The 24,346-nt window shown below is 68.2% G+C and carries 22 protein-coding genes; 10 read left to right on the plus strand and 12 right to left on the minus strand.

Annotated features, from left to right (window positions below; translation table 11 throughout):
• Window position 1 precedes the first annotated feature (1 nt).
• Window positions 2-700 carry a glycoside hydrolase gene (locus tag A5691_RS20985; protein WP_067747674.1) on the plus strand — a complete coding sequence of 233 codons (699 nt, stop codon included), beginning with the start codon at window positions 2-4 and terminating at the stop codon, window positions 698-700.
• A 19-nt stretch (window positions 701-719) separates the two neighbouring features.
• Here the strand turns inward: A5691_RS20985 and A5691_RS20990 are convergent, their stop codons facing one another.
• Entirely contained in the window at window positions 720-1,241 is a 522-nt protein-coding gene (locus A5691_RS20990) for a hypothetical protein (protein WP_068015967.1), read from the minus strand.
• A 132-nt stretch (window positions 1,242-1,373) separates the two neighbouring features.
• Here A5691_RS20990 and A5691_RS20995 point away from each other — a divergent pair, with 132 nt between their 5' ends.
• A complete protein-coding gene (locus tag A5691_RS20995) occupies window positions 1,374-1,697 on the plus strand; it encodes a DUF732 domain-containing protein (RefSeq protein ID WP_067303584.1) in 324 nt (107 codons plus the stop codon).
• A 44-nt stretch (window positions 1,698-1,741) separates the two neighbouring features.
• Here A5691_RS20995 and A5691_RS21000 read toward each other — a convergent pair whose 3' ends face one another.
• Together A5691_RS21000 and A5691_RS21005 are read right to left on the minus strand one after the other, a co-directional pair.
• Complete coding sequence (locus A5691_RS21000; protein WP_231969136.1) at window positions 1,742-2,230, minus strand: NUDIX domain-containing protein; 489 nt, start codon at window positions 2,228-2,230, stop codon at window positions 1,742-1,744.
• Window positions 2,231-2,291: 61 nt separating this feature from the next.
• Entirely contained in the window at window positions 2,292-3,587 is a 1,296-nt protein-coding gene (locus tag A5691_RS21005) for a tetratricopeptide repeat protein (protein WP_067783855.1), read from the minus strand.
• Window positions 3,588-3,747: 160 nt separating this feature from the next.
• Between A5691_RS21005 and A5691_RS21010 the strand changes: the two genes are divergently transcribed.
• Window positions 3,748-5,463 carry an NAD-binding protein gene (locus tag A5691_RS21010; RefSeq protein ID WP_067761232.1) on the plus strand — a complete coding sequence of 572 codons (1,716 nt, stop codon included), beginning with the start codon at window positions 3,748-3,750 and terminating at the stop codon, window positions 5,461-5,463.
• A gap of 60 nt (window positions 5,464-5,523) precedes the next feature.
• Here A5691_RS21010 and A5691_RS21015 read toward each other — a convergent pair whose 3' ends face one another.
• Window positions 5,524-6,402, minus strand: a complete 879-nt coding sequence (locus A5691_RS21015; protein WP_068015962.1) for an LLM class flavin-dependent oxidoreductase — start codon at window positions 6,400-6,402, stop codon at window positions 5,524-5,526.
• 70 nt (window positions 6,403-6,472) lie between these two features.
• On the opposite strand from A5691_RS21015, the gene A5691_RS21020 reads away from it, so the two are divergent.
• Together A5691_RS21020 and A5691_RS21025 are read left to right on the plus strand one after the other, a co-directional pair.
• On the plus strand, window positions 6,473-6,886 hold the full coding sequence (locus tag A5691_RS21020; protein WP_067761247.1) for a VOC family protein: 414 nt from the start codon (window positions 6,473-6,475) through the stop codon (window positions 6,884-6,886).
• A 94-nt stretch (window positions 6,887-6,980) separates the two neighbouring features.
• Complete coding sequence (locus tag A5691_RS21025; protein WP_067761225.1) at window positions 6,981-7,376, plus strand: VOC family protein; 396 nt, start codon at window positions 6,981-6,983, stop codon at window positions 7,374-7,376.
• Window positions 7,377-7,379: 3 nt separating this feature from the next.
• Here the strand turns inward: A5691_RS21025 and A5691_RS21030 are convergent, their stop codons facing one another.
• The 3 genes from A5691_RS21030 to cysD are packed head-to-tail and all read right to left on the minus strand — an operon-like array spanning window position 7,380 to window position 10,692.
• On the minus strand, window positions 7,380-7,865 hold the full coding sequence (locus A5691_RS21030) for an RrF2 family transcriptional regulator (RefSeq protein ID WP_067275957.1): 486 nt from the start codon (window positions 7,863-7,865) through the stop codon (window positions 7,380-7,382).
• Window positions 7,866-7,912: 47 nt separating this feature from the next.
• Window positions 7,913-9,763, minus strand: coding sequence for an adenylyl-sulfate kinase (gene cysC / locus A5691_RS21035; protein WP_067761224.1), 1,851 nt, complete (start codon window positions 9,761-9,763; stop codon window positions 7,913-7,915).
• The gene (gene cysD / locus A5691_RS21040; protein ID WP_067761222.1) at window positions 9,763-10,692 is read right to left on the minus strand and encodes a sulfate adenylyltransferase subunit CysD; all 930 of its coding nucleotides are present in this window, start codon (window positions 10,690-10,692) and stop codon (window positions 9,763-9,765) included. The genes cysC and cysD overlap by 1 nt, the downstream gene beginning before the upstream one ends.
• 185 nt (window positions 10,693-10,877) lie before the next feature.
• On the opposite strand from cysD, the gene A5691_RS21045 reads away from it, so the two are divergent.
• Window positions 10,878-11,315: a PaaI family thioesterase gene (locus A5691_RS21045; RefSeq protein ID WP_067761215.1), complete on the plus strand. Its 438-nt coding sequence runs from the start codon at window positions 10,878-10,880 to the stop codon at window positions 11,313-11,315.
• A gap of 3 nt (window positions 11,316-11,318) precedes the next feature.
• Here the strand turns inward: A5691_RS21045 and A5691_RS21050 are convergent, their stop codons facing one another.
• The gene (locus A5691_RS21050; RefSeq protein ID WP_067275944.1) at window positions 11,319-11,810 is read right to left on the minus strand and encodes a carbonic anhydrase; all 492 of its coding nucleotides are present in this window, start codon (window positions 11,808-11,810) and stop codon (window positions 11,319-11,321) included.
• A 168-nt stretch (window positions 11,811-11,978) separates the two neighbouring features.
• Here A5691_RS21050 and A5691_RS21055 point away from each other — a divergent pair, with 168 nt between their 5' ends.
• Genes A5691_RS21055 through A5691_RS21070 form a run of 4 tightly spaced genes read left to right on the plus strand, consistent with a single transcriptional unit; the run spans window position 11,979 to window position 17,374 of the window.
• Complete coding sequence (locus tag A5691_RS21055; protein ID WP_067761209.1) at window positions 11,979-12,956, plus strand: ABC transporter permease; 978 nt, start codon at window positions 11,979-11,981, stop codon at window positions 12,954-12,956.
• Window positions 12,953-13,879 (plus strand): ABC transporter permease, encoded by a 927-nt coding sequence (locus A5691_RS21060; RefSeq protein WP_067761207.1) that lies wholly within the window; start codon window positions 12,953-12,955, stop codon window positions 13,877-13,879. Before A5691_RS21055 ends, A5691_RS21060 begins: the two co-directional genes overlap by 4 nt.
• Complete coding sequence (locus tag A5691_RS21065; RefSeq protein ID WP_067783845.1) at window positions 13,876-15,714, plus strand: ABC transporter ATP-binding protein; 1,839 nt, start codon at window positions 13,876-13,878, stop codon at window positions 15,712-15,714. Before A5691_RS21060 ends, A5691_RS21065 begins: the two co-directional genes overlap by 4 nt.
• A 25-nt stretch (window positions 15,715-15,739) precedes the next feature.
• Complete coding sequence (locus A5691_RS21070) at window positions 15,740-17,374, plus strand: ABC transporter family substrate-binding protein (protein ID WP_067761202.1); 1,635 nt, start codon at window positions 15,740-15,742, stop codon at window positions 17,372-17,374.
• Here the strand turns inward: A5691_RS21070 and A5691_RS21075 are convergent.
• The 4 genes from A5691_RS21075 to A5691_RS21090 form a co-directional block, all read right to left on the minus strand.
• Window positions 17,361-18,605, minus strand: a complete 1,245-nt coding sequence (locus A5691_RS21075; protein ID WP_067761201.1) for an alpha/beta hydrolase — start codon at window positions 18,603-18,605, stop codon at window positions 17,361-17,363. The genes A5691_RS21070 and A5691_RS21075 overlap by 14 nt on opposite strands.
• Window positions 18,606-18,690: 85 nt before the next feature.
• The gene (locus tag A5691_RS21080) at window positions 18,691-21,306 is read right to left on the minus strand and encodes an ATP-binding protein (RefSeq protein ID WP_068266780.1); all 2,616 of its coding nucleotides are present in this window, start codon (window positions 21,304-21,306) and stop codon (window positions 18,691-18,693) included.
• Window positions 21,303-22,454 carry an exonuclease SbcCD subunit D gene (locus A5691_RS21085; protein WP_067781532.1) on the minus strand — a complete coding sequence of 384 codons (1,152 nt, stop codon included), beginning with the start codon at window positions 22,452-22,454 and terminating at the stop codon, window positions 21,303-21,305. Before A5691_RS21085 ends, A5691_RS21080 begins: the two co-directional genes overlap by 4 nt.
• A gap of 491 nt (window positions 22,455-22,945) precedes the next feature.
• Window positions 22,946-24,124, minus strand: coding sequence for a cytochrome P450 (locus A5691_RS21090; RefSeq protein WP_068017986.1), 1,179 nt, complete (start codon window positions 24,122-24,124; stop codon window positions 22,946-22,948).
• Between the last annotated feature and the right edge of the window lie 222 nt (window positions 24,125-24,346).

Consider the following 24,346-nt stretch of genomic DNA (forward strand, 5'->3'; position numbering starts at 1 on the left):
CGTGGGCGTGAATGTGTTAGCCAACGGCCGGAGTCGTTGGCTGGCGATCGTGGCCTCGCTCGTCCTGTCGGCCGGCATGGTCTACGCCCAGGGCGCGAAGCCGCGACCCTCCGCGCCCGCCCCGCCGCCCGCGGCCGCCACCAGCGTGGCCGCCGGACCGGCCGACGCGGCGCCCAGCGCACTGGCCAACGCCCCGCACACCGCGACACCGGCGGAAGTGGAGATGCTGACCGCAAACGCGCCGCCCGCCGCCGGCCAGCAATTCCAGGTCGCGCTGCCCCACGGCATCGGGTCCGAGGACAGGCTGCAGGTCAAGACGATCTGGGCGGAGCGCGCCATCAGCGTGCTGTTTCCGCAGATCACCACCATCGGCGGATACCGGGAGGACGCTTTGCCGTGGCATCCCAACGGGCTGGCGATCGATGTCATGATCCCGAACCACGCCAGCCCCGAAGGCATCGAGCTGGGCAACCAGATCGCCGGCTACGCCCTGGCGAACGCCAAACGCTGGGGAATCAACCACGTGATCTGGCGGCAGAAGATCTACCCGGGCGTTGGTGGGGGAAGCTGGACCGCCGACCTCGGTTCGGAGACACTCAATCACTACGACCACGTTCATATCGCCACCAACGGTGGCGGGTACCCGACCGGGCACGAAATTTACTACATCGCCTCGATGACGCCCGCGCCGCAGCAGTGATCCTGGGCGACAACGACATTCATGCGGGACCGGCGGCAAACGCCGCCACCGGCATTTCGACGCTTCCGCCGCAGGGACCGCCGTTGATGTCGGTATGCCAGGTGCCGCGCAAAGATCCGTCCGGCTGTGGCGTGTAGAACGCCCACGACCGCGCGGGTGCCCACACCTTGGGGACGCCGTCACCCATGTAGCAATCCCATTGGAAGTCGAAGCGCTCGACCCATCGAGCCCCGTCCCAGGTGTAGTGCGAGGGCTGGGGCAGGGTCGGGTTCTTGGGGACGGGGCCGTTGGTGGCGGTGGCCACGCACTGGCGCGAGCAGGCGGTGACGAAGACATAGTCGGCGCTGAATGTGGGTTCGGATTGGGCCGCCGCCGCACTGGTGCCTGACTTGTTGACGGCGTACCTGACCAGCGAATACTTCCCATTCCACGACGGCAGCGCGGCGTGCACGGGAATCGCGGGCAGGGGCTGGACCGCCGCGGCGACGGCGGCGAACGCCGCGACGCCGCGAAACCGCCATCGGGAAGACATCGGGTCCATGGTGCGGGCTCAACGACGCGCCCCCGACGGCCCACCAAGAATTCGTTGAGAACCCGTTAAGCCCCCGTGCTGATTCTGTGATCAACGCACCCAGCGTCCACGAGAAACCCAAATCAGCACTAGGAGACCCCGATGTTCACTCGCCGTTTCACCGCCTCCGTCGTCGGCACCGCCGCCCTGGGCCTGGCCGCGCTCGGCCTCGCCGGCACCGCGGGCGCGAGCTCGGTCGACGACGCGTTCCTCGCCCAGCTGGCCGCCGATGGCATCACCCCGCCGAGCGCCTCGGTCGCGGTCAAGGACGCGCACGCCGTGTGCAACGCCCTCGACCAGGGTCACTCGAGCAAGGAGGTCATCAACGCGGTGGCCCAGGCGACCGGCCTGAGCGCCAAGGGCTCCAAGACGTTCGCCGTCGACGCCGCTTCGGCCTACTGCCCGCAGTACGTCACCTCGGCCTGAAACCTGACACCACGATGCGGGGACCCGGCGGGTCCCCGCATCGTTCATGCTCGCCGCAGCAGAAACAGGCCGTAGGCGGCGATCGACTGCGCGTCGGCGATCACCCCGGACCGGATCATCTGCTCGACGTCGTCGCGGTCGAACCAGGCGCTGCGCAGGTCCTGTTCCTCGTGCTCGAGGTCCGGTTCCCCCTCCTCGACGATCCCGGTCGCCAGGAACACCCAGCCGCGCTGGCTGCTCATGCCCGGAGCGACATCGAGCCGGCCCAGCACCTCGAACGACGTCGCGCTCAAGCCGGTCTCCTCGCGCAGCTCACGCTCGGCCAACTCGGCAGGCTCGGTGTGCGTCAGGCCGGGGGCGGTGCCTTGCGGGAACTCCCACCGCCGCTCCCCGAGCGGGTACCGGAACTGCTCGACGAGCCGGAAGCGGTGACCGTCGAACGGCATCACCAGCGCATAGTCGGGTTTGTCCACCACCCCGTAAATGCCGGGGCTGCCGTCAGGGCGACGGATGTCGTCTTCGCGGAGCACCATCCACTGGCTCCGGTAGATCTCGCGGGACGCGACGCATTCGATGAAAGGCACCAACCCAGTATCACTGGGCTGCCGTGAAGCGGTCGTACGTGCGGCGCAGGGCACCGCGGTCGACGGAGTGCAACACCCGGGTGAGGGCTTCGAACACGTCGACGTAGCCGACGGTGGGATCTGCCGCGTCACCGCGGGTGTATTGCCACGGCAGGGACCGTCCGCGGCGCAGCACCTCCCCGAGATACCACACGGCGCCATCGACGAACGGCGCATTCCGCTCCTCGTCGAGGAGCTGCTCTGGGGTCGCGCCCTTCTGGATGACGAGCTCTTCCAACGCGTCCAGGGACTCCGGGGAGAAGTCCCAGACGGCGTCGCCGCCGTAATGGCCTGCCCATACCGGAAATTGGGCGCCGCGCTCGGCAAGCCAGCACCGCAGGTATTCCTCGTCTGAAAATCGCTGCGTGGCTTGATGTTTGGCACGCAGACGGCGCTTGATGGCCCCTTCGACCCGATCACGGGTCTCGGTCACCCATCGGTATTCCTCCGCGCGGTCGCGCCACTTGGCCAGTTCCTCACGGGCGGCGACGGTGATGGGATTGTCGTCGCCGAAGACCCGCGCTTCGTCGTCGACCAGGGCTTGCCAGGTGGCGACCTTGTCGCGGCAGTCGTCCGGTTCGGGCTCCCACAGCGCGATGGTGTGCCGAGCGATCAGCGTGTGGCGGTGGTCATCGCCCAGCTTTTCGCGCATCACCTCGACCAGCGACTCGAGCTCGGCCACCGCGCCGGGACCGTCGACCGATTCGCCGTGCCATTGCGCCAGCGCCATGCGCATACCCAGAGTGTCCTCGTGGTGCTCGCCGAGCACCCGGCGGCGGGCCTCGAGGACCCGCTCGCCCTCGGCGATGGCGCCCGCATAGTCCCCGAGCTCCTTGCGCTTCTGCGCCACCCGGTCCCTGGACGTGAGCGCGGTGGGATGCTCGGGCCCCAGCACCCGTTCTTCGTCGGCCAGCAGTTGTGACCACTCGGCCAGCGCGGCCCGCGCCTCGCGCTGGGGCCGGTCCGCGAACATGTGGCGTGCGGTCAACGTGGTGATGTGATCGCGGCCGAGCAGCTGCTCGAGTTCGGGCACCAGCTGCTCGAGGGCGGCATAGGCGCCGGCCTGGTCGCCCATTTGGAGCTGCAGGTGCACCAGCGCGAGCTTCATGTCCAAGACGTTGGGGTGACGCTCCCCCAAGATCGGGCGGCAGACGGCAACCAGCTCGTTCATCAGCGGCAACGCCCCGGCGAAGTCGGCCGCGGCGATGCGTTCCGAGATGAGCCGGGTCAAGGCGGCGAGCGGCCCGGGCAGTTCCGGCGGCGTCATACCGCTATCGAATCCCTCGCAGGGCCTCGTGGCAATTCACCTCGCCGCTGGCGCGTCCGGTGTCGCGCTGGCATGAAACGGCACGGTGCCCGATAGTCATAGGAACGAACGCCAACGTCTCAGAGGTGGGTATGCCGTACGCCCGGAAGGGTGCGTAACCATGCGCGGTCACATCATCGTCAGCGGTGACGACGCGCTGGCGACCACGATCGTCGAGGAGCTCAACAACGCCGGCGTGCACATCGTCAAGCTCAGGACCGCCGGCGAACTCGAACACGCGGAAGTCGCCCGCGCCCGCGCGGTGATCTGCGTCGGTGACGACGACGCGACGAATCTCGAAATCGCGTTGCTGGCAAGGAAAGTCAACCCGCGGGTGCGGGTGGTGGCGCGGCTGGGCAACGACGTGTTGCGGACGGCGATGGCCGCCGACAAGCGCCCCGGAGCGATCCTGGACGTCGCCGACCTTGCGGCGCCCTCGGTCGTCGAGGCCTGCCTGGCGCACACCGTGCACCCGTTCGAGGCGGCGGGCATCGAGTTCGTCGTCTCGGGCGCCGAGGCGCCGTACAGCGCGACGCTGCGTGAAATCTACGGTGACCTGGCACCGGTGGCGGTGATCCATGGCGAGGACTGCGCGACCCCGGGCGAGGTGGTGTCGTGCCCCGGCCGTGATTTGGCGGTCCACGCCGGTGACTGGACCGCGATGATCGGCACCGCGGACGAACTGGCCGCCCGCGGCATCAAGGTCCCGCGCCCCACCGTGACGCGCTACCGCCTGCCCCGGCTGCGGCGGACACTCGACGGCGTGCGCGCGCTGCGTGACGACGTCAACCCGATGTTCGGGCGGGCCCTCGTGGCCGCGGCGTGCTTGCTGCTCGGGTCGACGGTGGTCCTGCGCTTCTGCTACCAGCCGAATCCGAAGATGACGTGGCTCGACGCGTTGTACTTCAGCACCGAGACGATCGCGACCGTGGGGTACGGCGACTTCAGCTTCCTTCAGCAGCCCACCTGGCTGCGGCTCTACAGCATCATGTTGATGTTCGCGGGCGTGACGACCACGGCGCTCCTGGTCGCATTCATCGCCGACCTGCTGATATCGCGACGATTCGCCCACTCGGTCGGACGCCGCCGGGCCCGCCATCTGCGCAACCACGTCATCGTCGTCGGGCTCGGCTCGTTCGGCAGCCGGGTGGTCGCCGACCTGAGGTCGGCCGGATACGACGTGGCCGTCATCGAGCGTGACGAGAACAACCGCTTCCTGTCGACGGCCGCCGACCTCGACGTGCCGGTGATCTTCGGCGACGCCACGCTGCGCAAGACGCTGGAGGCCGCCCGCGTCGAGCACGCCCGCGCGGTGGCGGTGCTGACACAGGACGACATGGTGAACATCGAGACCGGCATCGTGTTGCGCGAGATGCTGGGGCCGCGGGTGATGCCGCACGTCGTGCGGCCCGACGTTCCCCTCGTGCTGCGCGTGTACGACCGGAAGCTGGGGGCCGCGGTGGCGCAGCGGTTCGGGTTCGAGAACGTCCGATCCACCGTCGAACTCGCCGCACCATGGTTCATCGGCGCCGCGATGGGCCTGCAGGTGCTCGGCACCTTTTCGGTCGGGCAGCGCTCCTTCATGGTCGGCGGAATGCATGTGGCGCCCGGCAGCGAGCTCGACGGGCTGAAGATGTTCGAACTGTCCACCCAGACCCGCGTCATCGCGATCACCCGGCAGGACGCGCCCGTGGAGCTGCATCCGCGTCGGGACGCCTGGCTCCGCGGCGGCGACACGGTCTATCTCGTGGGGCCTTACCGCGAGCTGATGGCGACGCTACGCAAGGGGCAGCCCCCGCAGCAGCCCGCCGCCGGGGAAGAGCGCGCGTCGGCCTAGTGGCGATCGCAAGCGCGGCGAAGCCGGGCGCTGCGGGTCGCCGCCGTCGGGCCAAGCCCTTTACAGCCGGCCGGCCACGTCCGCCGCGCGGCGTAGCTGGTCGATGTCGGAGCTCGTCGGGATGAGCTGTACCTCGTCGGTGCCGATGGCCTCGAACTTGCGGAGCACTTCCAGCAGCTCGTCCTCGGTGCCCGCCCAGCCGGTGGTCGGCGCCATGGCGTCGACGTATTCCGGCGGTATCCAATTCATGTAGCGCCGCAGATGACGATGCACCTGGGCTCGGGACTCTTCGGGCGACCCGAACGCGAACCAGAACGACGTCACCAGGTGCGGTTCGCCCTTGCCCGCCCGCGCCCACGCGTCGCGGGCGACGTCGAAGAGCTCGTTCTGTTTGGCGACGTCCAGGTCCAGCGTCGTCCCCGCCAGCCCGGCGGCCCAGGAAGCGGCGCTGCGGATGGTCTTCGGGCCGATGCTGCCGACAAACAGCGGCGGACCGCCGGGCTGCACCGGCGCAGGCCCGACCGGTAGCACCGACTCGGTGAGCTTTTCACCGGCCCACACCCGCTTCATCACGGCCACGCGCTCGGCCATGTCGCGCATGGTCTGGGTCGCCGGGTCGGCGCCCACGGCGTGGTAGTCCTCGTGCCGCCCGCCAACGCCGATGCCCACGCTCAGCCGCCCGCCGCAGAGCATGTCCCCGGTTGCGAGCGCCTTGGCCAGCATGACCGGGTCGTGCAGCTGCGGCACGATCACGGTCGTCAGCAGCCGCACTCGGCTCGTCCAGGCGGCCAGCGCGCCCAGCAGCGTGAGGTTGTCCGGGTTCTCGAATGCGATGCGCTCGCCCCAGCACAATGACGAGAACGGGCCGTCGTCGATCGCGCGCGCCCAGTCCTCCAAAATTCCCGCATTCAAGTCCGGCTCCATCACCGGCAGCGTCATCGCAGTTCGCACGCGGCGATTCTGGCATGACCGGTAAACATTCGGTGGCGCAAGTGGCAGCATGGAGCAGATGGGTTTCACCAGCAGTTCGATCGCGCACGTTCGCCTCACCGTCACCGATATCGAGCGATCCCGGCAGTTTTACGAGAGCGTGTTCGGTTGGCCGGTCCTGCTGGAGGTACCCGACAACGCCGACGAGGCCACCCGCAAACAGCTGAGCTTCCTGTTCGGTGGGGTCATCTACGACCTCGGCGGCACGCTGCTGGGGCTGCGGCCGGTCGCGACCGATCGCTTCGACGAGGATCGCGCCGGGCTCGACCACATCGCGTTCCGGGTCGCCAGCAAGGACGAATTAGACTCTGCGGCAGCGCATCTCGACGAGCTGAGCATCGCACACGAACCGGTGAAAGACATCGGCCCGTCCTACATCCTGCAGTTCCGCGATCCCGACAACATCGCCCTGGAGCTCACGGCGCCGAAATAAGAACGCCATGTTGTGGCGAACGTGCGCGGAACGACGGCGGAGACGGCGTGTCGGCGCGCAAACACGCACGCTCGTCAAGGAGTAAAGAGGAATTATGGCCATCAGTTTCAACCACACCATCGTCGCCGCTCGCGACAAGCAGGAGTCCGCGTCGTTTCTAGCCGAATTGTTCGGCCTGCCCAGCCCAAAACCGTTCGGCCACTTCATGGTTGTCCAGCTCGAGCACGGCGCCAACCTGGACTATGCGGACGCTCCCGAGGGCGCGGAGATCCCGCGGCAGCATTACGCCTTCCTGGTGTCCGAAGAGGATTTCGACACCATCTACGGAAAGATCCGGTCACGAGGCCTCGAGCACTGGGCGGACCCGGGCGCCAAACGGCCCGGCGAGATCAACCACAACGACGGCGGGCGCGGGGTGTACTTCCTCGACCCCTCGGGCCATGCCATGGAGATACTCACCCGCCCTTACGGGTCGGGGGGCCAGCGCTAGCGCCTATTCGCCGGCGCGGGGCGTGCCGTGACGCACGCTTTCCTGTGTTCGATAGTCGTCGGCGAATTGGGCGACGTGCTTCGGCAGCGCGTTGGCGGCGACGTCAGCCAGCGTCGTCTCCTCCAGCACCGAACGCATGCTGGCGCGCAGCGCCCGCCAGACATCGGTGAGCGCCGCGGTGGGCCCCGAGTAGGGCAGGTCCCCCAGACCGATGTCGCGCACGCTCGCCAGCGGGCCGTCGATGCAGCGCAGCACGTCGGCGATGCTGATCTCGTTGCCCGGCCGGGCCAGTTCGTAGCCGCCTTCGCGGCCCCGATGGCTTCTCACCAGGCGGTCGGTGCGCAGATTGGTCAGGATGTCGACGAGGAACTGCGGCGGAATGCCCTGCGCCTGGGCCAAGTCGTCGGTCTTGACCAGCGTCCCGTCGGGGACCGTGGCGAGCTGGACCATGGCCCGCACCGCGTACTCCGCCTTCGCCGACATGCGCACTCTGAGGATTGTGCCACCCGGCGGCGGCAATCAGTCGCAGCCGTGCGCTAAGCGCGCGATTCGAGCAGATCGACGATGCTCTGCGCCTGCTCCTCGACGCTGAGCTCCGGGGTCAGCCGCAGGTCGGGATTCACCGGGGGTTGATACGGGCTGTCGATGCCGGTGAACTGCGCGATTTCGCCCGCGCGCGCCTTGGCGTACAGCCCCTTCGGATCACGCTGCTCGCATTCTTCGATCGGGGTGTCGCAGAACACCTCGACGAAGTCGAACCCCGCGGCGGCGTGCACATTACGCGCCATCTCACGTTGCTCGGTCAGCGGGCTGATCGCCGGTACCAGCACGACATTGCCGCAGTCGGCGAGCAGCGCCGCCACGTGCGCCAGCCGGCGCAGGTTCTCGGCGCGGTCGGCCATGCTGAATCCCAGGTCGGCGTTCAGGCCGTGCCGCAGGTTGTCACCGTCGAGAACGTAAGCTGCGACGCCCTTTTCGAGGAGCTTCTGCTCGACGAGCATGGCCACCGACGACTTGCCGGAACCGGAGAGCCCGGTGAACCACACCGTCTTGCCCCGCGGCCGGGCTTCGGCCACCTCCGATGACTTGTGCCGCACGGTGTTCGGGCTCGCCGTCTGCGCCGAGACGTCCCGCAACACCATGCCCGCCGCCACGGTGCCGTTGGTGTGCGGGTCGATCAGGATGAACGACCCGGTGCTGGCGTTGCGCGTGTACTCGTCGAGCAGCAGCGGCACCTGCGTGCGCAATGAGATGCGACCGAGTTCGTTGAGCTGCAACGCCGTTGCGGCCTTGTCACGGTGCAGGGTGTTCACGTCGAGCCGGTAGTCCAGCCCGGTCACCCGGGCGCGGGTGGTGCGGGTGGTGTGCTTGATGACGTAGTCCCGGCCGGGCTCGAGCGTCGCGTCGTCGGCCATCCAGCACACGGTCGCGTCGAATTCCTGGGTGACCCGGGGATGGTTGTTGGTGCGGGCGATGAGATCACCGCGCGAGATGTCGATCTCGTCGGCCAGGCTGATCGAAACCGCCATCGGCGGAAACGCCTCTTCCACTGGACCATTCGGCCCGTCGATGGCGGTGATCCGAGTGGTCTTGCCGATCGGCAGGACGACGACTTCGTCGCCCGGACGCATGACCCCGCTGGCCACGGTGCCCGCGTAGCTACGGTGGTCCTGATGTTCGCGGGTGTGCGGCCGGATGACGTACTGAACGGGGAACCGCACGTCGACCAGGTTGCGGTCGCCGGCGATGTAGACCTCCTCCAGGTGCGACAGCAGCGCGGGGCCCTCGTACCAGGGCGTCTGGTCCGACTTGGTCACCACGTTGTCGCCGTGCAGCGCGGACATCGGGATGGTGGCCACGTCGTGCACATCGAGGCGCGCGGCGAACGCGTGGAATTCGTCGCGGATGGCCTCGAATTTCTCTCTGTCCCAGCCGATCAGGTCCATCTTGTTGACGGCAAGCACGATGTGCTGGATGCCCAGCAGCGAGGCCAGGAAGGCGTGCCGGCGAGACTGCTCCAGCAGTCCGTGCCGGGCGTCGACGAGCACGATCACCAGCTGGGCGGTTGACGCGCCGGTCACCATGTTGCGGGTGTACTGGATGTGGCCCGGGGTGTCGGCGATGATGAATTTCCGCTTGGGCGTGGCGAAATAGCGGTAGGCTACGTCGATCGTGATGCCCTGCTCGCGCTCGGCGCGCAGACCGTCAGTCACCAGCGCGAGGTCGGTGTAGTCGTGGCCGCGCTCCTTGGACGTCTGCTCCACCGCCGCCCATTGGTCCTCCATGACGGCCTTGGAGTCGTAGAGCAGGCGGCCGATCAGCGTGGACTTGCCGTCGTCGACGGAACCCGCGGTGGCCAGGCGAAGCAGCGTCGTCGGTGTGGCCATCAGAAGTACCCCTGCCGTTTGCGGTCTTCCATGCCGGCCTCCGAGATGCGGTCGTCGGCCCTCGTGGCGCCGCGTTCGGTCAGCCGGGACACCGCGGTCTCGGCGATGACCTCATCCACCGTCGAGGCCTCCGATTCCACGCATCCGGTGCAGGTCACGTCGCCGACGGTGCGGAACCGCACCGTCGCTTCGAACACCGGCTCGTCGTCGCGCGGGTGCATGTGCCGGTCGACCGCGAGCAGCATGCCGTCGCGGCGAAACACCTTGCGGCGGTGGGCGTAATAGATCGAGGGCAGCGCGATGTTCTCCGCGCCGATGTAGGACCAGATGTCGAACTCGGTCCAGTTGGACAGCGGAAAGGCCCGGATGTGCTCGCCCTTGTGGTGCCGGCCGTTGTACAGGTTCCACAGCTCGGGGCGTTGCGCCTTCGGGTCCCACTGGCCGAACTCGTCGCGGAAGCTGAACACCCGTTCCTTGGCCCGCGCCTTCTCCTCGTCCCGGCGGGCCCCGCCGAACGCCGCGTCGAACTTGTTCTCCCGGATCGCGCGCAGCAGCGTCACGGTCTGGATCGGGTTGCGCCCCTGCTTCGGCTCGACGACGCGGCCCGCGTCGATGTCCTCCTGGACCGAGGCGATCACCAGGCGCACGCCGTGTTCGGCGACCAGTTCGTCGCGCGTCGCGATCACCTCGTCGAAGTTGTGCCCGGTGTCGACGTGCATCACCGGGAACGGCAACCGCCCGGGGCGGAACGCCCGCAGCGCCAGGTGCAGCATGACGATCGAGTCCTTGCCGCCGGAGAACAGCAGCACCGGCCGCTCGAACTCGGCGGCCACCTCGCGGATGATGTGGATCGCTTCGGCCTCGAGCGAGCGCAGGTGGCTCAACTCGTACTGGCCGGCGGCGGGACCCGCCTTCAGATCGCTGGTCATGGCTTCCTCGGTTAAACCTGGTAGAGTCGGTCAAGTTTGGCAGTTTTGCCCTCTATAGCATCAGTTCGTGGCGACGGTTGTCAAGTGGGCGCCGCTCATGGCGCGGACGACGCCCATCCGACGCATCGGGTCAAGACCGGCGGTGACCCTTTTCCGGCCGATGCCCGATGCGAAAGCATGAACGGATGACCTCCGACTCCGCACCCGCCGGCCCGCCACCGAGCGGCCGCGACGTCATCGCGCAGTTCCTCCCCCAATCGCCGTTCGTCGCGAAGCTGGGCATCGTCGCCGACCGGCTCGACGACCACGAGGTGCGCCTGCGGCTGCCGTGGGACCCCTCCAACGTGACGATCGGGGACATGGTGCACGGCGGCGCGATCGCCACCCTCGCCGACGTCACCGTCATGGCGGCGGCATGGTGCGGCGCGCAGGCACCCCCCGACCTTCGGGGCGTGACGGTGTCGATGGCGCTGGACTTCATGGCGCCGGCCCGGGCCGGCGACGTGATCGGCGTGGGCCGGGTGTTGCGGCGGGGCCGGTCGCTGGTCAACTGTGAGGCCGAGATCGTCGACGCGCACGGCAAACTCGTGGCGAAGGCCCTCGCCACCTACAAGGTCGGCTGAGCGCTATGCCTTGATTTCCTGGAGCTTCCCCGTCGCGACGTCGAAGACGAATCCGCGCGCGGACTCGTGTTTGGTGACGAACGGGCTGTTCTCGATGCGGCGCAACGACTGCCGGACGTCCTCGGCGACGTCGGGAAAGGCTTCGGCCGCCCACGCCGGCTTGACGCCGGTCTCCTCTTGAATGGCCCGCTTGAAGTCGTCGTCGGTGAAGGTGAGCATTCCGCAGTCGGTGTGGTGGATAAGGATGATCTCCCGCGTTCCCAGCAGCCGCTGACTGATGGCCAGCGAGCGGATGACATCGTCGGTGACCACGCCGCCGGCATTGCGGATGACGTGCGCCTCGCCCTCGTTGAGACCCAGGGCGCGGTAGACGTCGAGGCGGGCGTCCATACAGGCGACGACGGCGACGTGCTTGGCGGGCGGCATCGGCAGCGGACCCTGGAATGTGCTGGCATATTGCGCGTTGTTGGCCAGGTAATCCTCGGTAACCGTCACGTCAGCCTCCTCGGGAGTGTCGCAGCACCGCGGTGGATGTTAACAACGGGCCACCGAATATTGACGCATGAAAATCAGCCCGATCACAAGGATCCGGTCGGCGCACCCGGCCGGTACGGGCCCGGCTCGTTAACCTGTCCCAATGCGAGACGGGCGGTGCGGTCGGGGATGATTCGTTTCTTGGCGCGCCGGTTGCTCAACTATGTCGTGCTGCTGGCCCTCGCCTCGTTCCTGACGTTCTGCCTGACGTCGGTCGCATTCAGGCCGCTGGACAGCCTGTTGCAGCGCAGCCCGCGGCCGCCGCAGTCCGTGATCGACGCGAAGGCCCGCTCCCTCAATCTGGACAAGCCCATACCGATCCGCTACGCGCAGTGGGCCTCGCACGCCGTGCGCGGCGACTTCGGCAAGACCATCACCGGACAGCCCGTCGGTGCCACGCTCTGGCGCCGGGTCGGCGTCACCCTGCGGCTCCTGGTCGTCGGATCGCTGGCGGGCACCGTCCTGGGCATCGCGGCCGGGGCCTGGGGCGCCATCCGCCAGTACAGACTCAGCGACCGCGTCGTCACGATGGTGGCGCTGCTGGTGCTGAGCACCCCGACGTTCGTCATCGCCAACCTGCTGATCCTTGCCGCGCTGCGGGTGAACTGGGCTCTGGGCGTGCACCTTTTCGACTACACGGGGGAAACCTCGCCCGGCGTGAGCGGCGGCGTCTGGCATCAGCTGGTGGACCGGTTGCGGCATCTGGTCCTGCCCACGCTCACGCTGACGCTGGCGGCCGCCGCCGGATACAGCCGTTACCAGCGCAACGCGATGCTCGACGTCCTGGGCCAGGATTTCATCCGCACCGCGCGCGCCAAGGGGCTCACCCGCCGGCGTGCGCTGGTCAAGCACGGACTGCGCACGGCGCTCATCCCGCTGGCCACCCTGTTCGCCTACGGGGTCGCCGGGCTGGTCACCGGCGCGGTGTTCGTCGAGAAGATCTTCGGCTGGCACGGCATGGGCGAATGGCTGGTGCAAGGGATCGCGACGCAGGACACCTACATCATCGCCGCGATCACGCTGTTCTCCGGCACGGTGGTGTTGCTGGCGGGTCTGCTCTCGGACGTGTTCTACGCGGCCCTCGATCCGCGGGTGCGGGTGTCATGACATCCGAGGCCAAAGTGGATGGCGCCCAGGGGATTCCGACGCCAAAGGCCGCGGAGTTCACCTCGCGCCGCACCCTGGTGCTGCGCAGGTTCGTGCGCAACCGGTTGGCGGTCGCGTCGCTGACGTTGCTCGTGCTGCTGTTCGTCGGCTGCTACGCGCTGCCTGCGGTGCTGCCGTACTCCTATGACGACCTCGACTTCGACGCGTTGTTGCAACCACCGAATTCCCGGCACTGGTTGGGCACCAACGCGCTAGGCCAGGACTTGCTGGCGCAGATCCTGCGGGGCATGCAGAAGTCGATGCTGATCGGTGTCTGCGTGGCCGTCATCTCGACCGGCATCGCCGCCACCGTCGGTTCGGTCGCGGGCTACTTCGGTGGCTGGCGGGACCGGGCGCTGATGTGGTTGGTTGACCTGCTGCTGGTGGTGCCCAGCTTCATCCTGATCGCCATCGTCACACCGCGGACCAAGAGCTCCGCCAACATCCTGATGCTCGTCTTGCTGCTTGCCGGATTCGGCTGGATGATCAGCTCGCGCATGGTGCGCGGCATGACCATGAGCCTGCGCGAACGCGAATTCATCAGGGCCGCAAGGTACATGGGCGTGTCCAGCCGCCGCATCATCCTGCGCCACGTGGTCCCCAACGTGGCCTCCATCCTGATCATCGACGCCGCCCTCAACGTCGCCTCGGCCATCCTGGCCGAGACCGGGCTCAGCTTCCTCGGGTTCGGCATCCAGCCGCCGGACGTCTCGCTGGGCACGTTGATCGCCAACGGCACCCAGTCCGCGACGACGTTCCCTTGGGTCTTCCTGTTTCCGGCGGGCGTGCTGGTGTTGATCCTGGTGTGTGCCAACGTGACCGGGGACGGCCTGCGCGACGCGCTCGACCCCGGCAGCGGCATGTTGCGGGGTGGTGCCCGGTGAGCGCGCTGCTGGAGGTCACCGACCTGGCCGTCAGCTTCCCGACGGACGGCCAACCGGTGACCGCGGTCCGCGGCATCAGCTATCGCGTCGCCCCCGGCGAAGTCGTGGCCATGGTCGGCGAATCCGGCTCGGGCAAGTCGGTTTCGGCGCTGGCGGCGGTGGGCCTGCTGCCCGAGTACGCGCGGGTGCGCGGCTCGGTGCGATTGCACGGCACCGAGTTGCTCGGCCTCGGCGACGACGCGATGTCACGCTTCCGCGGCAAGACGGTCGGCATGGTGTTCCAGGACCCGATGTCGGCGCTGACGCCCGTCTACACCGTTGGCGACCAGATCGCCGAGGCGATCGAGATCCACCAGCCGCACGTGGGCAAGAACGCCGCGCGCCGGCGCGCGGTGGAACTGCTCGAGCTGGTCGGCATCGCGCAGCCGGAACGGCGCGCCCGCGCGTTTCCGCACGAGCTGTCCGGCGGTGAGCGACAGCGAGTGGTGATCGCGATCGCGATCGCCAACGACCCGGACCTGCTGATCTGCGACGAACCCACCACCGCGCTGGACGTCACCGTGCAGGCGCAGATCCTCGAGGTGCTCAAGACGGCGCGCGACATCACCGGCGCCGGGGTGCTGATCATCACCCACGACCTGGGTGTGGTCGCCGAGTTCGCCGACCGGGCGCTGGTGATGTATGCCGGCCGCGTCGTCGAATCGGCGGGGGTGCATGATCTCTACCGCGATCGCCAGATGCCCTACACCGTCGGGCTGTTGGGTTCGGTGCCGCGGCTCGACGCGGTGCAGGGCACCCGGTTGGTGCCCATCCCCGGCGCGCCGCCGTCGTTGGTGGGTCTGGAGCCGGGCTGTCCCTTCGCTCCGCGCTGCCCCCTGGTCGTCGACGAGTGCCGCGCGGCCGAACCCGAGTTGCTGCCGGTCGGTGTGGATCACCGGGCGGCGTGCATCCGCACCGACCAGGTCAACGGGCGCACCGCCGCGGACATCTACGGTGTCAACACCTCCGCACGCGGGGAGACGTCCGGCGACTCGCCGGTGATCGTCCGCGTGCGCGATCTGGTCAAGACGTTCCAGCTGACCAAGGGGGTGGTGTTGCGCCGGACCGTCGGTGAGGTCCGCGCGGTCGACGGCGTCAGCTTCGAACTGCGGCAGGGCCGCACCCTGGGCATCGTCGGCGAGTCCGGTTCCGGCAAGTCGACCACCCTGCACGAGATCCTGGAACTCGTTGCGCCGCAATCCGGCTCGATCGAAGTCCTCGGCGCCGACGTCGCGACCCTCAGCGCGTCGCACCGGCGATCCTTGCGCCGCGACATCCAGGTGGTGTTTCAAGACCCGGTGGCCTCACTGGACCCGCGGCTGCCCGTGTTCGAGCTCCTCGCCGAACCTTTGTCAGCCAACGGCTTCGGTAAGGACGAGACCAACGCGCGCGTCGCCGAGCTGCTCGACATCGTGGGGTTGCGCCGCGCCGACGCCGCCCGCTATCCCGCCGAGTTCTCGGGGGGTCAGAAGCAGCGCATCGGCATCGCGCGGGCGCTGGCACTGCAGCCGAAGATCCTGGCGCTCGACGAGCCGGTCTCCGCCCTCGACGTCTCCATCCAGGCGGGCATCATCAACCTGCTGCTCGACCTCCAAGAGCGGTTCGCCCTGTCGTACCTCTTCGTCTCCCATGACCTTTCGGTCGTCAAACACCTCGCGCACCAGGTGGTGGTCATGCATGCCGGCACGATCGTGGAACAGGGCGACAGCCGGCAAGTGTTCGGCAACCCGCAGCACGAGTACACCCGGCGACTGCTGGGCGCGGTACCCCAACCGAATCCGGGCAAACGTGTCTAGGCGGGTCACGACGGCGCTCGTCGCGATGGCGCTTGTCATCTCCGGATGCTCGCCGGCCATCAACTTGGCGCCGCAAACCGGCCAGCACGCCCAGATCGGCAGCACCAGCGATATCAACCCGCAAGACCCCGCCACCCTGCAAGACGGCGGTAGCCTTCGGCTCGCGCTCAGCGACTTCCCGCCCAACTTCAATGTCCTACACATCGACGGTAATTCGGCCGAGGTCGCCGCGATGATGAAGGCCACCCTGCCGCGAGCGTTCATCCTCGGCGCCGACGGATCGACCACGGTCGATACCGACTACTTCACCAGCGTCGAACTCACCGGCACCGCACCGCAGGTGGTGACCTACACCATCAACCCCCGGGCCGTGTGGTCCGACGGCACTCCGATCAGCTGGGAAGACATCGCCAGCCAGATCCACGCTCTCAGCGGCGCCGACAAGACATTCGAGATCGCCGGCCCCAGCGGCGCCGACCGCGTCGCGTCGGTCACCCGGGGTGTCGACGACCGGCAGGCCGTGGTCACCTTCGCCAAGCCGTACGCCGAGTGGCGCGGCATGTTCGCCGGTAACGGCATGCTGTTCCCCAAGAGCATGACGGCCACACCCGAGGCGTTCAACAAGGCCCAACTCTTGGGGCCCGGCCCGTCGGCCGGCCCCTTCATCGTCACGTCGCTGGACCGCACGACGCAGCGAATCGTGTTGTCCCGCAATCCGAAATGGTGGGGCGCCCGCCCACGCCTGGACAACATCACCTACCTGGTGCTGGACGACGCCGCGCGGCTGCCCGCGCTGCAGAACAACACCATCGACGCGTCCGGCGTCGGCACCGTCGACCAGCTGACCATCGCGCAGCGCACGAAGGGAATCTCGATCCGCCGCGCCCCCGCCCCGGCGTGGTCCCACTTCACGTTCAACGGCGCGCCCGGGTCGATCCTGTCCGACAAGGCGCTGCGCATCGCGGTGTCCAAGGGCATCGACCGGCGCACCATCGCCAAGGTCGTCCAATACGGACTCACCAGTGATCCGGTGGCGTTGGGTAACCACATCTATGTCGCGGGCCAGAAGGGCTACCAGGACAACAGTTCTGTGGTCCCCTACGACCCGGACGCCGCCCGGCGGGAGCTTGACGCCCTGGGCTGGAAGCAGGGCGGCCAGTTCCGCGAAAAGAACGGCCGCCAGCTGGTCATCCGCGACCTGTTCTATGACGCCCAGGGCAGCCGGCAGTTCGCCCAGATCGCACAGCACAGTCTGGCGCAGATCGGCGTCAAGCTCGAACTGGTGGCCCGGTCCGGCAGCGGGTTCTTCACCAACTACATCAACGTCGGGGATTTCGACATCGCCCAATTCGGTTGGCTCGGAGACGCTTTCCCGCTTTCGTCGCTCACCCAGATCTACCTGTCGACCGGCGAGAGCAACTTCGGCAAGATCGGCAGCCCCCAGATCGATGAGGCCATCGAGCGGACGCTGGAAGAACTCGATCCGGACAAGGCGCGGGGCCTGGCCAACGACCTCGACAAGCTCATCTGGGCCGAGGGGTTCAGCCTGCCGCTGACCCAATCCCCCGGCGACGTCGCCGTGCGCAGCACGCTGGCCAATTTCGGCGCCGCCGGTCTCGGCGACCTGCGCTACACCGCCATCGGATTCATGCGCGGCTGATCCCGCGACGCAGCCGCGCCGGGATAGGCAGGGCGCCCTCCACGGTCGCGGCGACCCCGATCGCCTTCCACAGCAGCCGCAGCTCGGGACGCGCCGGAAGGGCGTCGAGCGCAGGCGCTCTCGCCGCGAGCGCGTCGATCTCACCCCGCCACACCGCTCGGGCGATGGCAATCGCGGCGGGCTCGCGGAAGTCGAGCGCGCTGTGCGCCATGGTGGGCAGCTTCAGCAGCACCACGTTGGGCAGCAGAGCCGCCTCGCGCTCGGCGACCGCCGGCGGGGTGATCAGATCGCGGCCGCCGGAAACCACCACGGTAGGCCAGCCGAAATGCGGCATCTCTGCCACCAGGTCATAGGGCTCGTCCTCGAAAGTGGCCGTCTCCGTGCGTGCTTCGCGCTCCGCTACGGCGGGGTCGAGCGGTAGCCCGTCGGGTTCGGCGGCGTAGTTCAGCTCGCGGAACGCGATGCGGCTCACCAGGTCTTCCTCGTAGCGGTACGGCAGGTTGCTCAGGGTGGCGAACCGGGACAGCGCCCACCACAGCAACTTTCGGCCGTCCAGCAGCAGGTCGAGTTGTCGCTCCAGCAGCTCGGCTCCGCCGTAACCGTAGATCGTCGCGACCACCTGGGTGGCCGCCGCCGTCATCACGCCGGCGTCGACGAGTTTGCGCATTTTCGGAGCCAGCGCGGCCGTTTCGGGGCTGTCGCCCCTGAGCAACAGCCTGCGAATCGCGCGGCGGACGATCACGATGTCGTGCCGCGACAGCAGCGGCGAATCGAGGATCATCGCCCGCACCCGGCCCGGATGGCGCACGCCGAACCCGGAGGCGATGTAGGTGCCGTACGACGCACCGTAGATGACGGCGGTCTCGACGTGGGCATCGTCGAGTACGGCGGCGATGTCGTCGACGACCTGGTTCACGGTGATCGCCTCGGGAGGCAGATCCGCACCGGAGTCGTCGTGCCGCGACATGCCCACCCCGCGGTGTTCGATCATGATGACGTCAAGGCCGGCCGCGGCCGCGCGGCGCCGCAGCCCCTTGTACATCTGCACCGACGCCACCCCGGGACCGCCCGGGATGATGACCAGCGGGTGCGCCGACTTGCGGCCGGTGCGCACGTAGTACAGGTCGAATTCCTCGCTAGTCTCCGGCGAGATCGGCCGGCGCACAGGCCGGACACCGGGCAACGCCGCGAGCTTCTCCTGCACCCGGCGCCGTTTAGCGTTCATCGTCATCGGTGTCGGCCCGCCATGACACCATTCTGCCGGGCCTGCGGGCGGCCACCGCGTCCGGTGTGGTCGACGCAGCTCAGCGCCGGTGCTAGGCGCTGAGATCGATGCGGTGAGCGCCCTTGACGCCGTCGTACCGGTCGGGACTGCAGGTGAGGACGATGACCTGCCCGTGAGTGCCCACCGTGTCGAAGACCTCCCCCATTTTCGCCAGCCGATCGGGGTCGGTGAACCCCAACGCGTCATCGACGACCACCGGAACGGCGTCCTGCTTGGCGACCAGGGCGGCGCCGGCCAGCCGCGCCAAGATGCCGAGTTGCTCCTTGGCCCCACCCGACAGCGAGTCGTAGGGCACCGTGATTCCGTCGAGCGTGCGGCTGCGAATGCAGAGGTCGCTGTCGATCTCGACCTCGAACGTGGGACCGAACACCGGGCGACCCAACCGCTGCAGTTCCGCGCGGTAGGGCTCGACGTACCGCTGCCGGGTGGTGTCGCGGTGACGCGTCATGACCGAGCGCAGCAGGCGCGCCGCCCTGGCCCGGCCGCCGACGCGGATGTGCTCACTGGCGGCGTGTTCGCGTTCGGTTTCCGCGGCGTCGAGCTTGCCCTGGCGGCCCTCGCTGCCCATCACCGACAGTTCGATGGTGATCTCGCGCAACGCGCGGGCGGCCTCTTCGTAGCGCTCGCGCAGTTCTTCCGTTTCCTTTACGGCGGCGCGCAATTCGGCGTTCACCGAGTCCGGGCTTGCCGCCGCGAGTTCCGCGGCGAGCTCGGCATGCCGACGTTCGGCGGCGAACGCGGCCCGCAGCGCCGTCTCCGCCGCCGACGCCAGTTCGTCGTCGCCGGCCGACGCCCGCTCCTGGGCCAGCCGGTCGGTGGCCGCGTCGAGTTCGCAACGCTGGTTCTTCAGCGCGTCCTCGAGAACCGTTGCGCGGGTGGCCAGCTCGGTGAGCCGGGCAGTGACGGTGGTGGCGATCCGGCGTCGGCCGTCGCACTCGGCGATCGCGGCCTGGCCAGCCGCCTGAAGCGCTTCAAGCTCGTCGCGGGCGGCTCCGATGCCGGTAGCCGCGCTGTCCGCCGGTTGCGCGGAGCGCAGCTGCGCGAGTCGCGAACGCAGCTCGTCGACCTCGTCGTCCCCGCACAGGCCGGTCAGGGTCGCGGTCAGTTGGTCGCGGCTGCCCTCCAGTTCGCGGCGACGCTGATCGGCGGCCCTGGCCGTGGCCAGGTCGGCCACCCGCGCGTCGGCCAACGCGGCCGACAGCTCCTCTTGCGCCGCAGCGTGTTTCGCCTGGACATCGAGGGTGGTTGCGCCGGGAGTGATCCACGCGGTCAGGACGCCGGGGACTTCGACCGCGGTGGGCCCGGTGGTCGTGATGGACCAGGTTTGGCCTTCGGACAACGCGACCCGTTCGCCATCGATGGACAGCTCGATGTCCGCGGCGGCGGCGAACTCGACCGCCGCCGACGTCGACGCCAACTGGTCGCCGATGCGATCGACCGCGGACGCGGCCGTCTCGATCCGGCGCAGCTGCTGCTCGGTGAGCGCGATCTCGCCGAGTTCCGCGGACACCTGCTCGCAGTCGCGCTGGATCGCGTCGATCTTGGCCAACCGGGCGCTCAGCCGCTCGGCCTCCTCGCGGTCGGCGAGCTGAGTGACGGTGCGGCGGGCGGATTCGGCGCGGTGATGCAGATCCGCGACGGCCTCTGCGGCTTGCCGGGCGGCGGCCGCGGCGGCCTCGGCCTCGGCCTGCGCCGCCGCGCGCGCGTCGGCGGCCTCTTTCGCTTGTGCCTCGGCAGCCACGACAGCCGCTGTGCGGGTAGCGATTTCGGCGAGAAGCTGCAGACGCGAGGTGCGGGCCGTGGTGGCCGCCGTGCTAGTAGCCGCCGCGGCGGTCGCGATCAACTCGGCCTCGCGTGCTTGCCCCGTGAGTTCGGCGACCTTTTCCGCGGCCTGCTGCGCGGCGGTGAGCCGGGGGCGCGCGGCGATGCGCTGCTGGGACAGGTCGGCCACCTGTTGCGTCAGGGCCGCGTGCCGACCCACCCGCTCGTCGCCCACGGCGACCGCCGCCGCGCACTCCGCGACCGCGGCCTCGGCGTCGGCCAGGCGGGTGATCGCCGCGGCCCATTCCCCGGTGGGACGCCCCGTGGGGGTGAAGTAGCGTCCGTATTCCGCGTCGATGCGTTCGATGAGCAACGGCTCGGTGCCCGACAACGCCGCGGCGTCGCCGGCCGCCACGTCGAGCGCGCGCGACAGGGCGTCGCAACCGGAGAGATCCACCGCGGCGGTCGACGCCGACTGCAGCACCCGCTGGGCGTGCCACAAATCGCTGTCCACCGTCTCGGCCAGCATCGCGCGGACCCGTTCGTGCGCCTCGTCGCCGGTGAGCTGCTCGCGGTGCGGCGACTGGATCGTCAGTTCGGTTTCGCATTTCTTGTGGAACCGCTTGCGATAGGTGAAACGATAAGGGCCGCAGCTCAATTCGGCGCTAACCTCGGATCCGACGTCGCTGTGGGTGGGCTTGACCTGCTTGACTTCCTTCTTCGTCGAGCGGTCCCGGGACTCCAGCAGCAGATCGAGGGCCTCGATCATCGACGACTTGCCGATCTCGTTGCCGCCGCACAGCACGACGACACCGTGGTCGGGAAATTCGATCTCCCGGTGCGCGATGCCGCGATAATTCGTCAGGGTCAGGCGGTGCAACTTCATGCGGCGCCCCGGTCGGTGAGGCGTAGCAACAGCGCCAGCGCCGCCTGCGCGTCGGCGGCAGCATCGGAGGCTGGCTCGCGCGCGGTCGCCACCAGCTCGTCGACCGCCGCGGCGGCGAATCCCCCGATACCCAGATCGCTGAATTCGCCGTCGGCCGGGATTACCGCCAGATCGGTGCGGCGTTCCCACAGGCCGAGCCAGGCATACAACCGCGCGTACTTGTCGAGACACGCATCCAGCGCCGCCCGATCGGTGACCGTCAGGGATCCGGTGAGCGCCAAGCGCACCACGGTGCGGTCCTTGTCTGCCATCAGGTCCAGGTTCAGGTCGAGGTCGGCGATGTCACGGCGAGTGTCGACCTGGTGATGCATGGTGACGAAGCGCCACCGGCCGACATGCCGTGATTCCACCGAGGCGGTGCGACGCGGGTCGCTCTCGTCGATCTCCACGACGAGGACATGACCGGGGTCGGATTCCACGTCGTCGAAGTTGGTGACCTCCGGCGAACCGGAGTACCAGATCCGGCCGCTGTCACCGACATTCGTCCGTGAATGCTTGTCCCCCAGTGCAACGTAGTGCACCGTACCGGTCGCCAGCGCGCGGTCGAGGGTGGCCAGGCGGATCAGGGAGGGCTTGTCCCGGTCCGGGTCCAGGACGTCGACCCCGCCGTGCGCGACGAGGATCCGGGTGACCGGTTCGGGCGCGAGGCCTTCGAGAACGTCGGCGACCAGGTCGGTGGTCGGCGCCTTGGATCGCCATGGCGCGGCGACGATCTCCAGCCCGGGCCTGACCCGATGGGCGCCGGCCTGGTCGAGCACCACCACGTTGTCGGGACGTTCGGCGGTGAACAGGGCGCTGGTGTACACCGAGGACGCGTCGAGCGGGTCGTGGTTGCCCGGTAGCAGGTAGACCGGAATCCCGATGGCGCGCATGGCTTCTAACGACTGCCCGACGACCTGCGGGGGAAGCTGATTGTGTTCGAAGACGTCGCCGGAGACCACGACGAACTCGGCGCCCACCTCCGTCGCCAGCGCCCCCAGGCCGGCCACCGCGTCACGCCGGGCAGCCGAGTACCGCGGCTGAGCATCACCGGCGAGAAAGTGCCGGGTCATGCCGAGCTGCCAGTCGGCGGTGTGCAGGAATCGCATGGCGGCGGCTCCCTTTCGGACTCCGTGATTACCAGGGCATCGCGAGCTTAAATCCGCGCACCGACAAGACGCGGGACCTCGCCCGGCAGGTCTCCGAGCGGGTATTTTGCGTCACGGGCAGACCGGCGAGCCGCCGGCGCCGATCCTGCCGGCCACCGCGGCCGCCCAGCGTGGGGGGAAACTCGGCGGCGGGTAGGTGCCGTGATCCGCCGGTTCTTCCGACCCCCGCCCGGCTGGGTCGATGCCGCAACCCGCCAGGTCGTCGAGGTCGACCTGGCCACCTACGGAACGACTATCGCCCCGAACAGCCCGCCGAACTCGCCGACTGCCTCACCCCGACGGCTGGTCGATCCACATCTGTCGGAAAGGGTAGTTGGGTACGCCAGGTGGGCGTAGCTAATTTACCCAGGTCACGTCATCAAGACCGAATGTTGAGTCATGGCGCCGCGATTGGTTATTTTTGCGCGGATCAAAGACCAGGCGCGACCTTTTCATGCCAGGACGGCCGGCAAAGTTTCCCAGCCGCGGACTGTCGATGTCGTGGTCATGCGTGCCGCAGACATATCGATGTCCCACTCCGGGAAGCGGTTGAGCACCTCATCGAGCGCCACGCGTCCCTCCATCCGGGCTAACGACGCTCCCAGGCAATAGTGCACGCCAACACCGAAGCCGACATGGGCTCCGGCTTTGCGGTGAAGGTCGAAGACGTCGCCATCGGGCGGGAATTGCCGATGGTCGCGGTTTGCGGCACCGGCGAGCAACATCATGATGCTGCCGGCCGGCACGTGTTGTCCGTAGTAGTCCACGTCGCGTGTGAGGGTGCGCGCGATGTGTGGCGCGGGGGGTTCGAAACGCAGCAGCTCCTCGATTGCGCCGGCAATCAGGCTGCGATCGGCGACCAGCTCCCGCCGCTGCTCGGGGTGCTCGGCCAAAACCTTGCCCGCCCAACCGATTAGCCGGGTCGTTGTCTCGGCGCCGCCCGCGGCGACCAGCGTGATGCAAATCAGCAGTTCCTCGCGGGTCAACCCCCGTCTGGTGCCATCGAGGTCGGTGAATTCGACGCTGAGCAATTCGGTGACCACGTCGTCGGAGGGATGTTCAGCGCGCCAATCGAGGTAGTCGGCGAACAGCTGCCCGGTTTCCAGCCCTGTGGACGCGGCTTTCATTTGTCCGCCGGCCTCGGTGTTGACGTGACTTTCGGCGAGGTCAAGGACCTCCTGCCGCATCTCATCGGGAATTCCCAGCAGCCTGCACACGACTCTCACCGGCATCTCGGCACCCAAATTGGCGATGAAGTCAAAGCCCCCGGTACCAACGAACGGATCGAGACTCTCGGCACAGAATTGCCGCGCGGTGGCCTCGACCTCGCGCATTTTGCGTGGCGTGAACATGCGAGAAAGGCTCTGGCGATAGATGTCGTGAAGGGGCGGGTCCTCCATCAGGAACACGCCGGGCGGAATCGGCATGTCAGCCTTGATCAACTCGAGAATGTTTCCCCGCGCAGAGCTGAACGTCTCATGGTCATTCAGCGCCGCATGCACGTCGTCGAATCGGCTCAGCGCGTAGAAGTCGTGTTGGTCGTTGTACGACAGCGGCGCCTCCTCGCGGAGCCGCCGAAACAGCGGATACGGGTCGGCGTTGAGTTCGACGTCGTAGGGGTCGTAGAACACCTCACTCGCAGTCTGAGGATGAGCAGGGTTGTGCGTGTCTAGGTTATTGCGGCTCCCAGTGGCGTGCTGTCCTGACTTACCAGTAGTCCGTCCGACGAACGGTCGGATGCGTCGGTTGGAGGGAGTTGCAGGCATATGGGTGTCCAGACTGCGAGTGAGGTGTTCTACGACCCCTACGACGTCGAACTCAACGCCGACCCGTATCCGCTGTTTCGGCGGCCC

The organism is Mycobacterium sp. E183 (assembly GCF_001667735.1).
Classification (GTDB): domain Bacteria; phylum Actinomycetota; class Actinomycetes; order Mycobacteriales; family Mycobacteriaceae; genus Mycobacterium.

Coding starts and splice junctions, on each gene's coding strand:
- A5691_RS21085 (WP_067781532.1), bottom strand. CDS start 22,454: ATGCGATTCCTGCACACCGCCGACTGGCAGCTCGGCATGACCCGGCAC.
- A5691_RS21015 (WP_068015962.1), bottom strand. CDS start 6,402: ATGACGCTGCCGGTGATGGAGCCGGACTTGAATGCGGGAATTTTGGAG.
- A5691_RS21060 (WP_067761207.1), top strand. CDS start 12,953: ATGACATCCGAGGCCAAAGTGGATGGCGCCCAGGGGATTCCGACGCCA.
- A5691_RS20995 (WP_067303584.1), top strand. CDS start 1,374: ATGTTCACTCGCCGTTTCACCGCCTCCGTCGTCGGCACCGCCGCCCTG.
- A5691_RS21025 (WP_067761225.1), top strand. CDS start 6,981: ATGGCCATCAGTTTCAACCACACCATCGTCGCCGCTCGCGACAAGCAG.
- A5691_RS21080 (WP_068266780.1), bottom strand. CDS start 21,306: ATGAAGTTGCACCGCCTGACCCTGACGAATTATCGCGGCATCGCGCAC.
- cysD (WP_067761222.1), bottom strand. CDS start 10,692: ATGACCAGCGATCTGAAGGCGGGTCCCGCCGCCGGCCAGTACGAGTTG.
- A5691_RS21055 (WP_067761209.1), top strand. CDS start 11,979: ATGATTCGTTTCTTGGCGCGCCGGTTGCTCAACTATGTCGTGCTGCTG.
- A5691_RS20990 (WP_068015967.1), bottom strand. CDS start 1,241: ATGGACCCGATGTCTTCCCGATGGCGGTTTCGCGGCGTCGCGGCGTTC.
- cysC (WP_067761224.1), bottom strand. CDS start 9,763: ATGGCCACACCGACGACGCTGCTTCGCCTGGCCACCGCGGGTTCCGTC.
- A5691_RS21045 (WP_067761215.1), top strand. CDS start 10,878: ATGACCTCCGACTCCGCACCCGCCGGCCCGCCACCGAGCGGCCGCGAC.
- A5691_RS21010 (WP_067761232.1), top strand. CDS start 3,748: ATGCGCGGTCACATCATCGTCAGCGGTGACGACGCGCTGGCGACCACG.
- A5691_RS21020 (WP_067761247.1), top strand. CDS start 6,473: ATGGGTTTCACCAGCAGTTCGATCGCGCACGTTCGCCTCACCGTCACC.
- A5691_RS21005 (WP_067783855.1), bottom strand. CDS start 3,587: ATGACGCCGCCGGAACTGCCCGGGCCGCTCGCCGCCTTGACCCGGCTC.
- A5691_RS21070 (WP_067761202.1), top strand. CDS start 15,740: ATGGCGCTTGTCATCTCCGGATGCTCGCCGGCCATCAACTTGGCGCCG.
- A5691_RS21075 (WP_067761201.1), bottom strand. CDS start 18,605: ATGACGATGAACGCTAAACGGCGCCGGGTGCAGGAGAAGCTCGCGGCG.
- A5691_RS21000 (WP_231969136.1), bottom strand. CDS start 2,230: ATGGTGCTCCGCGAAGACGACATCCGTCGCCCTGACGGCAGCCCCGGC.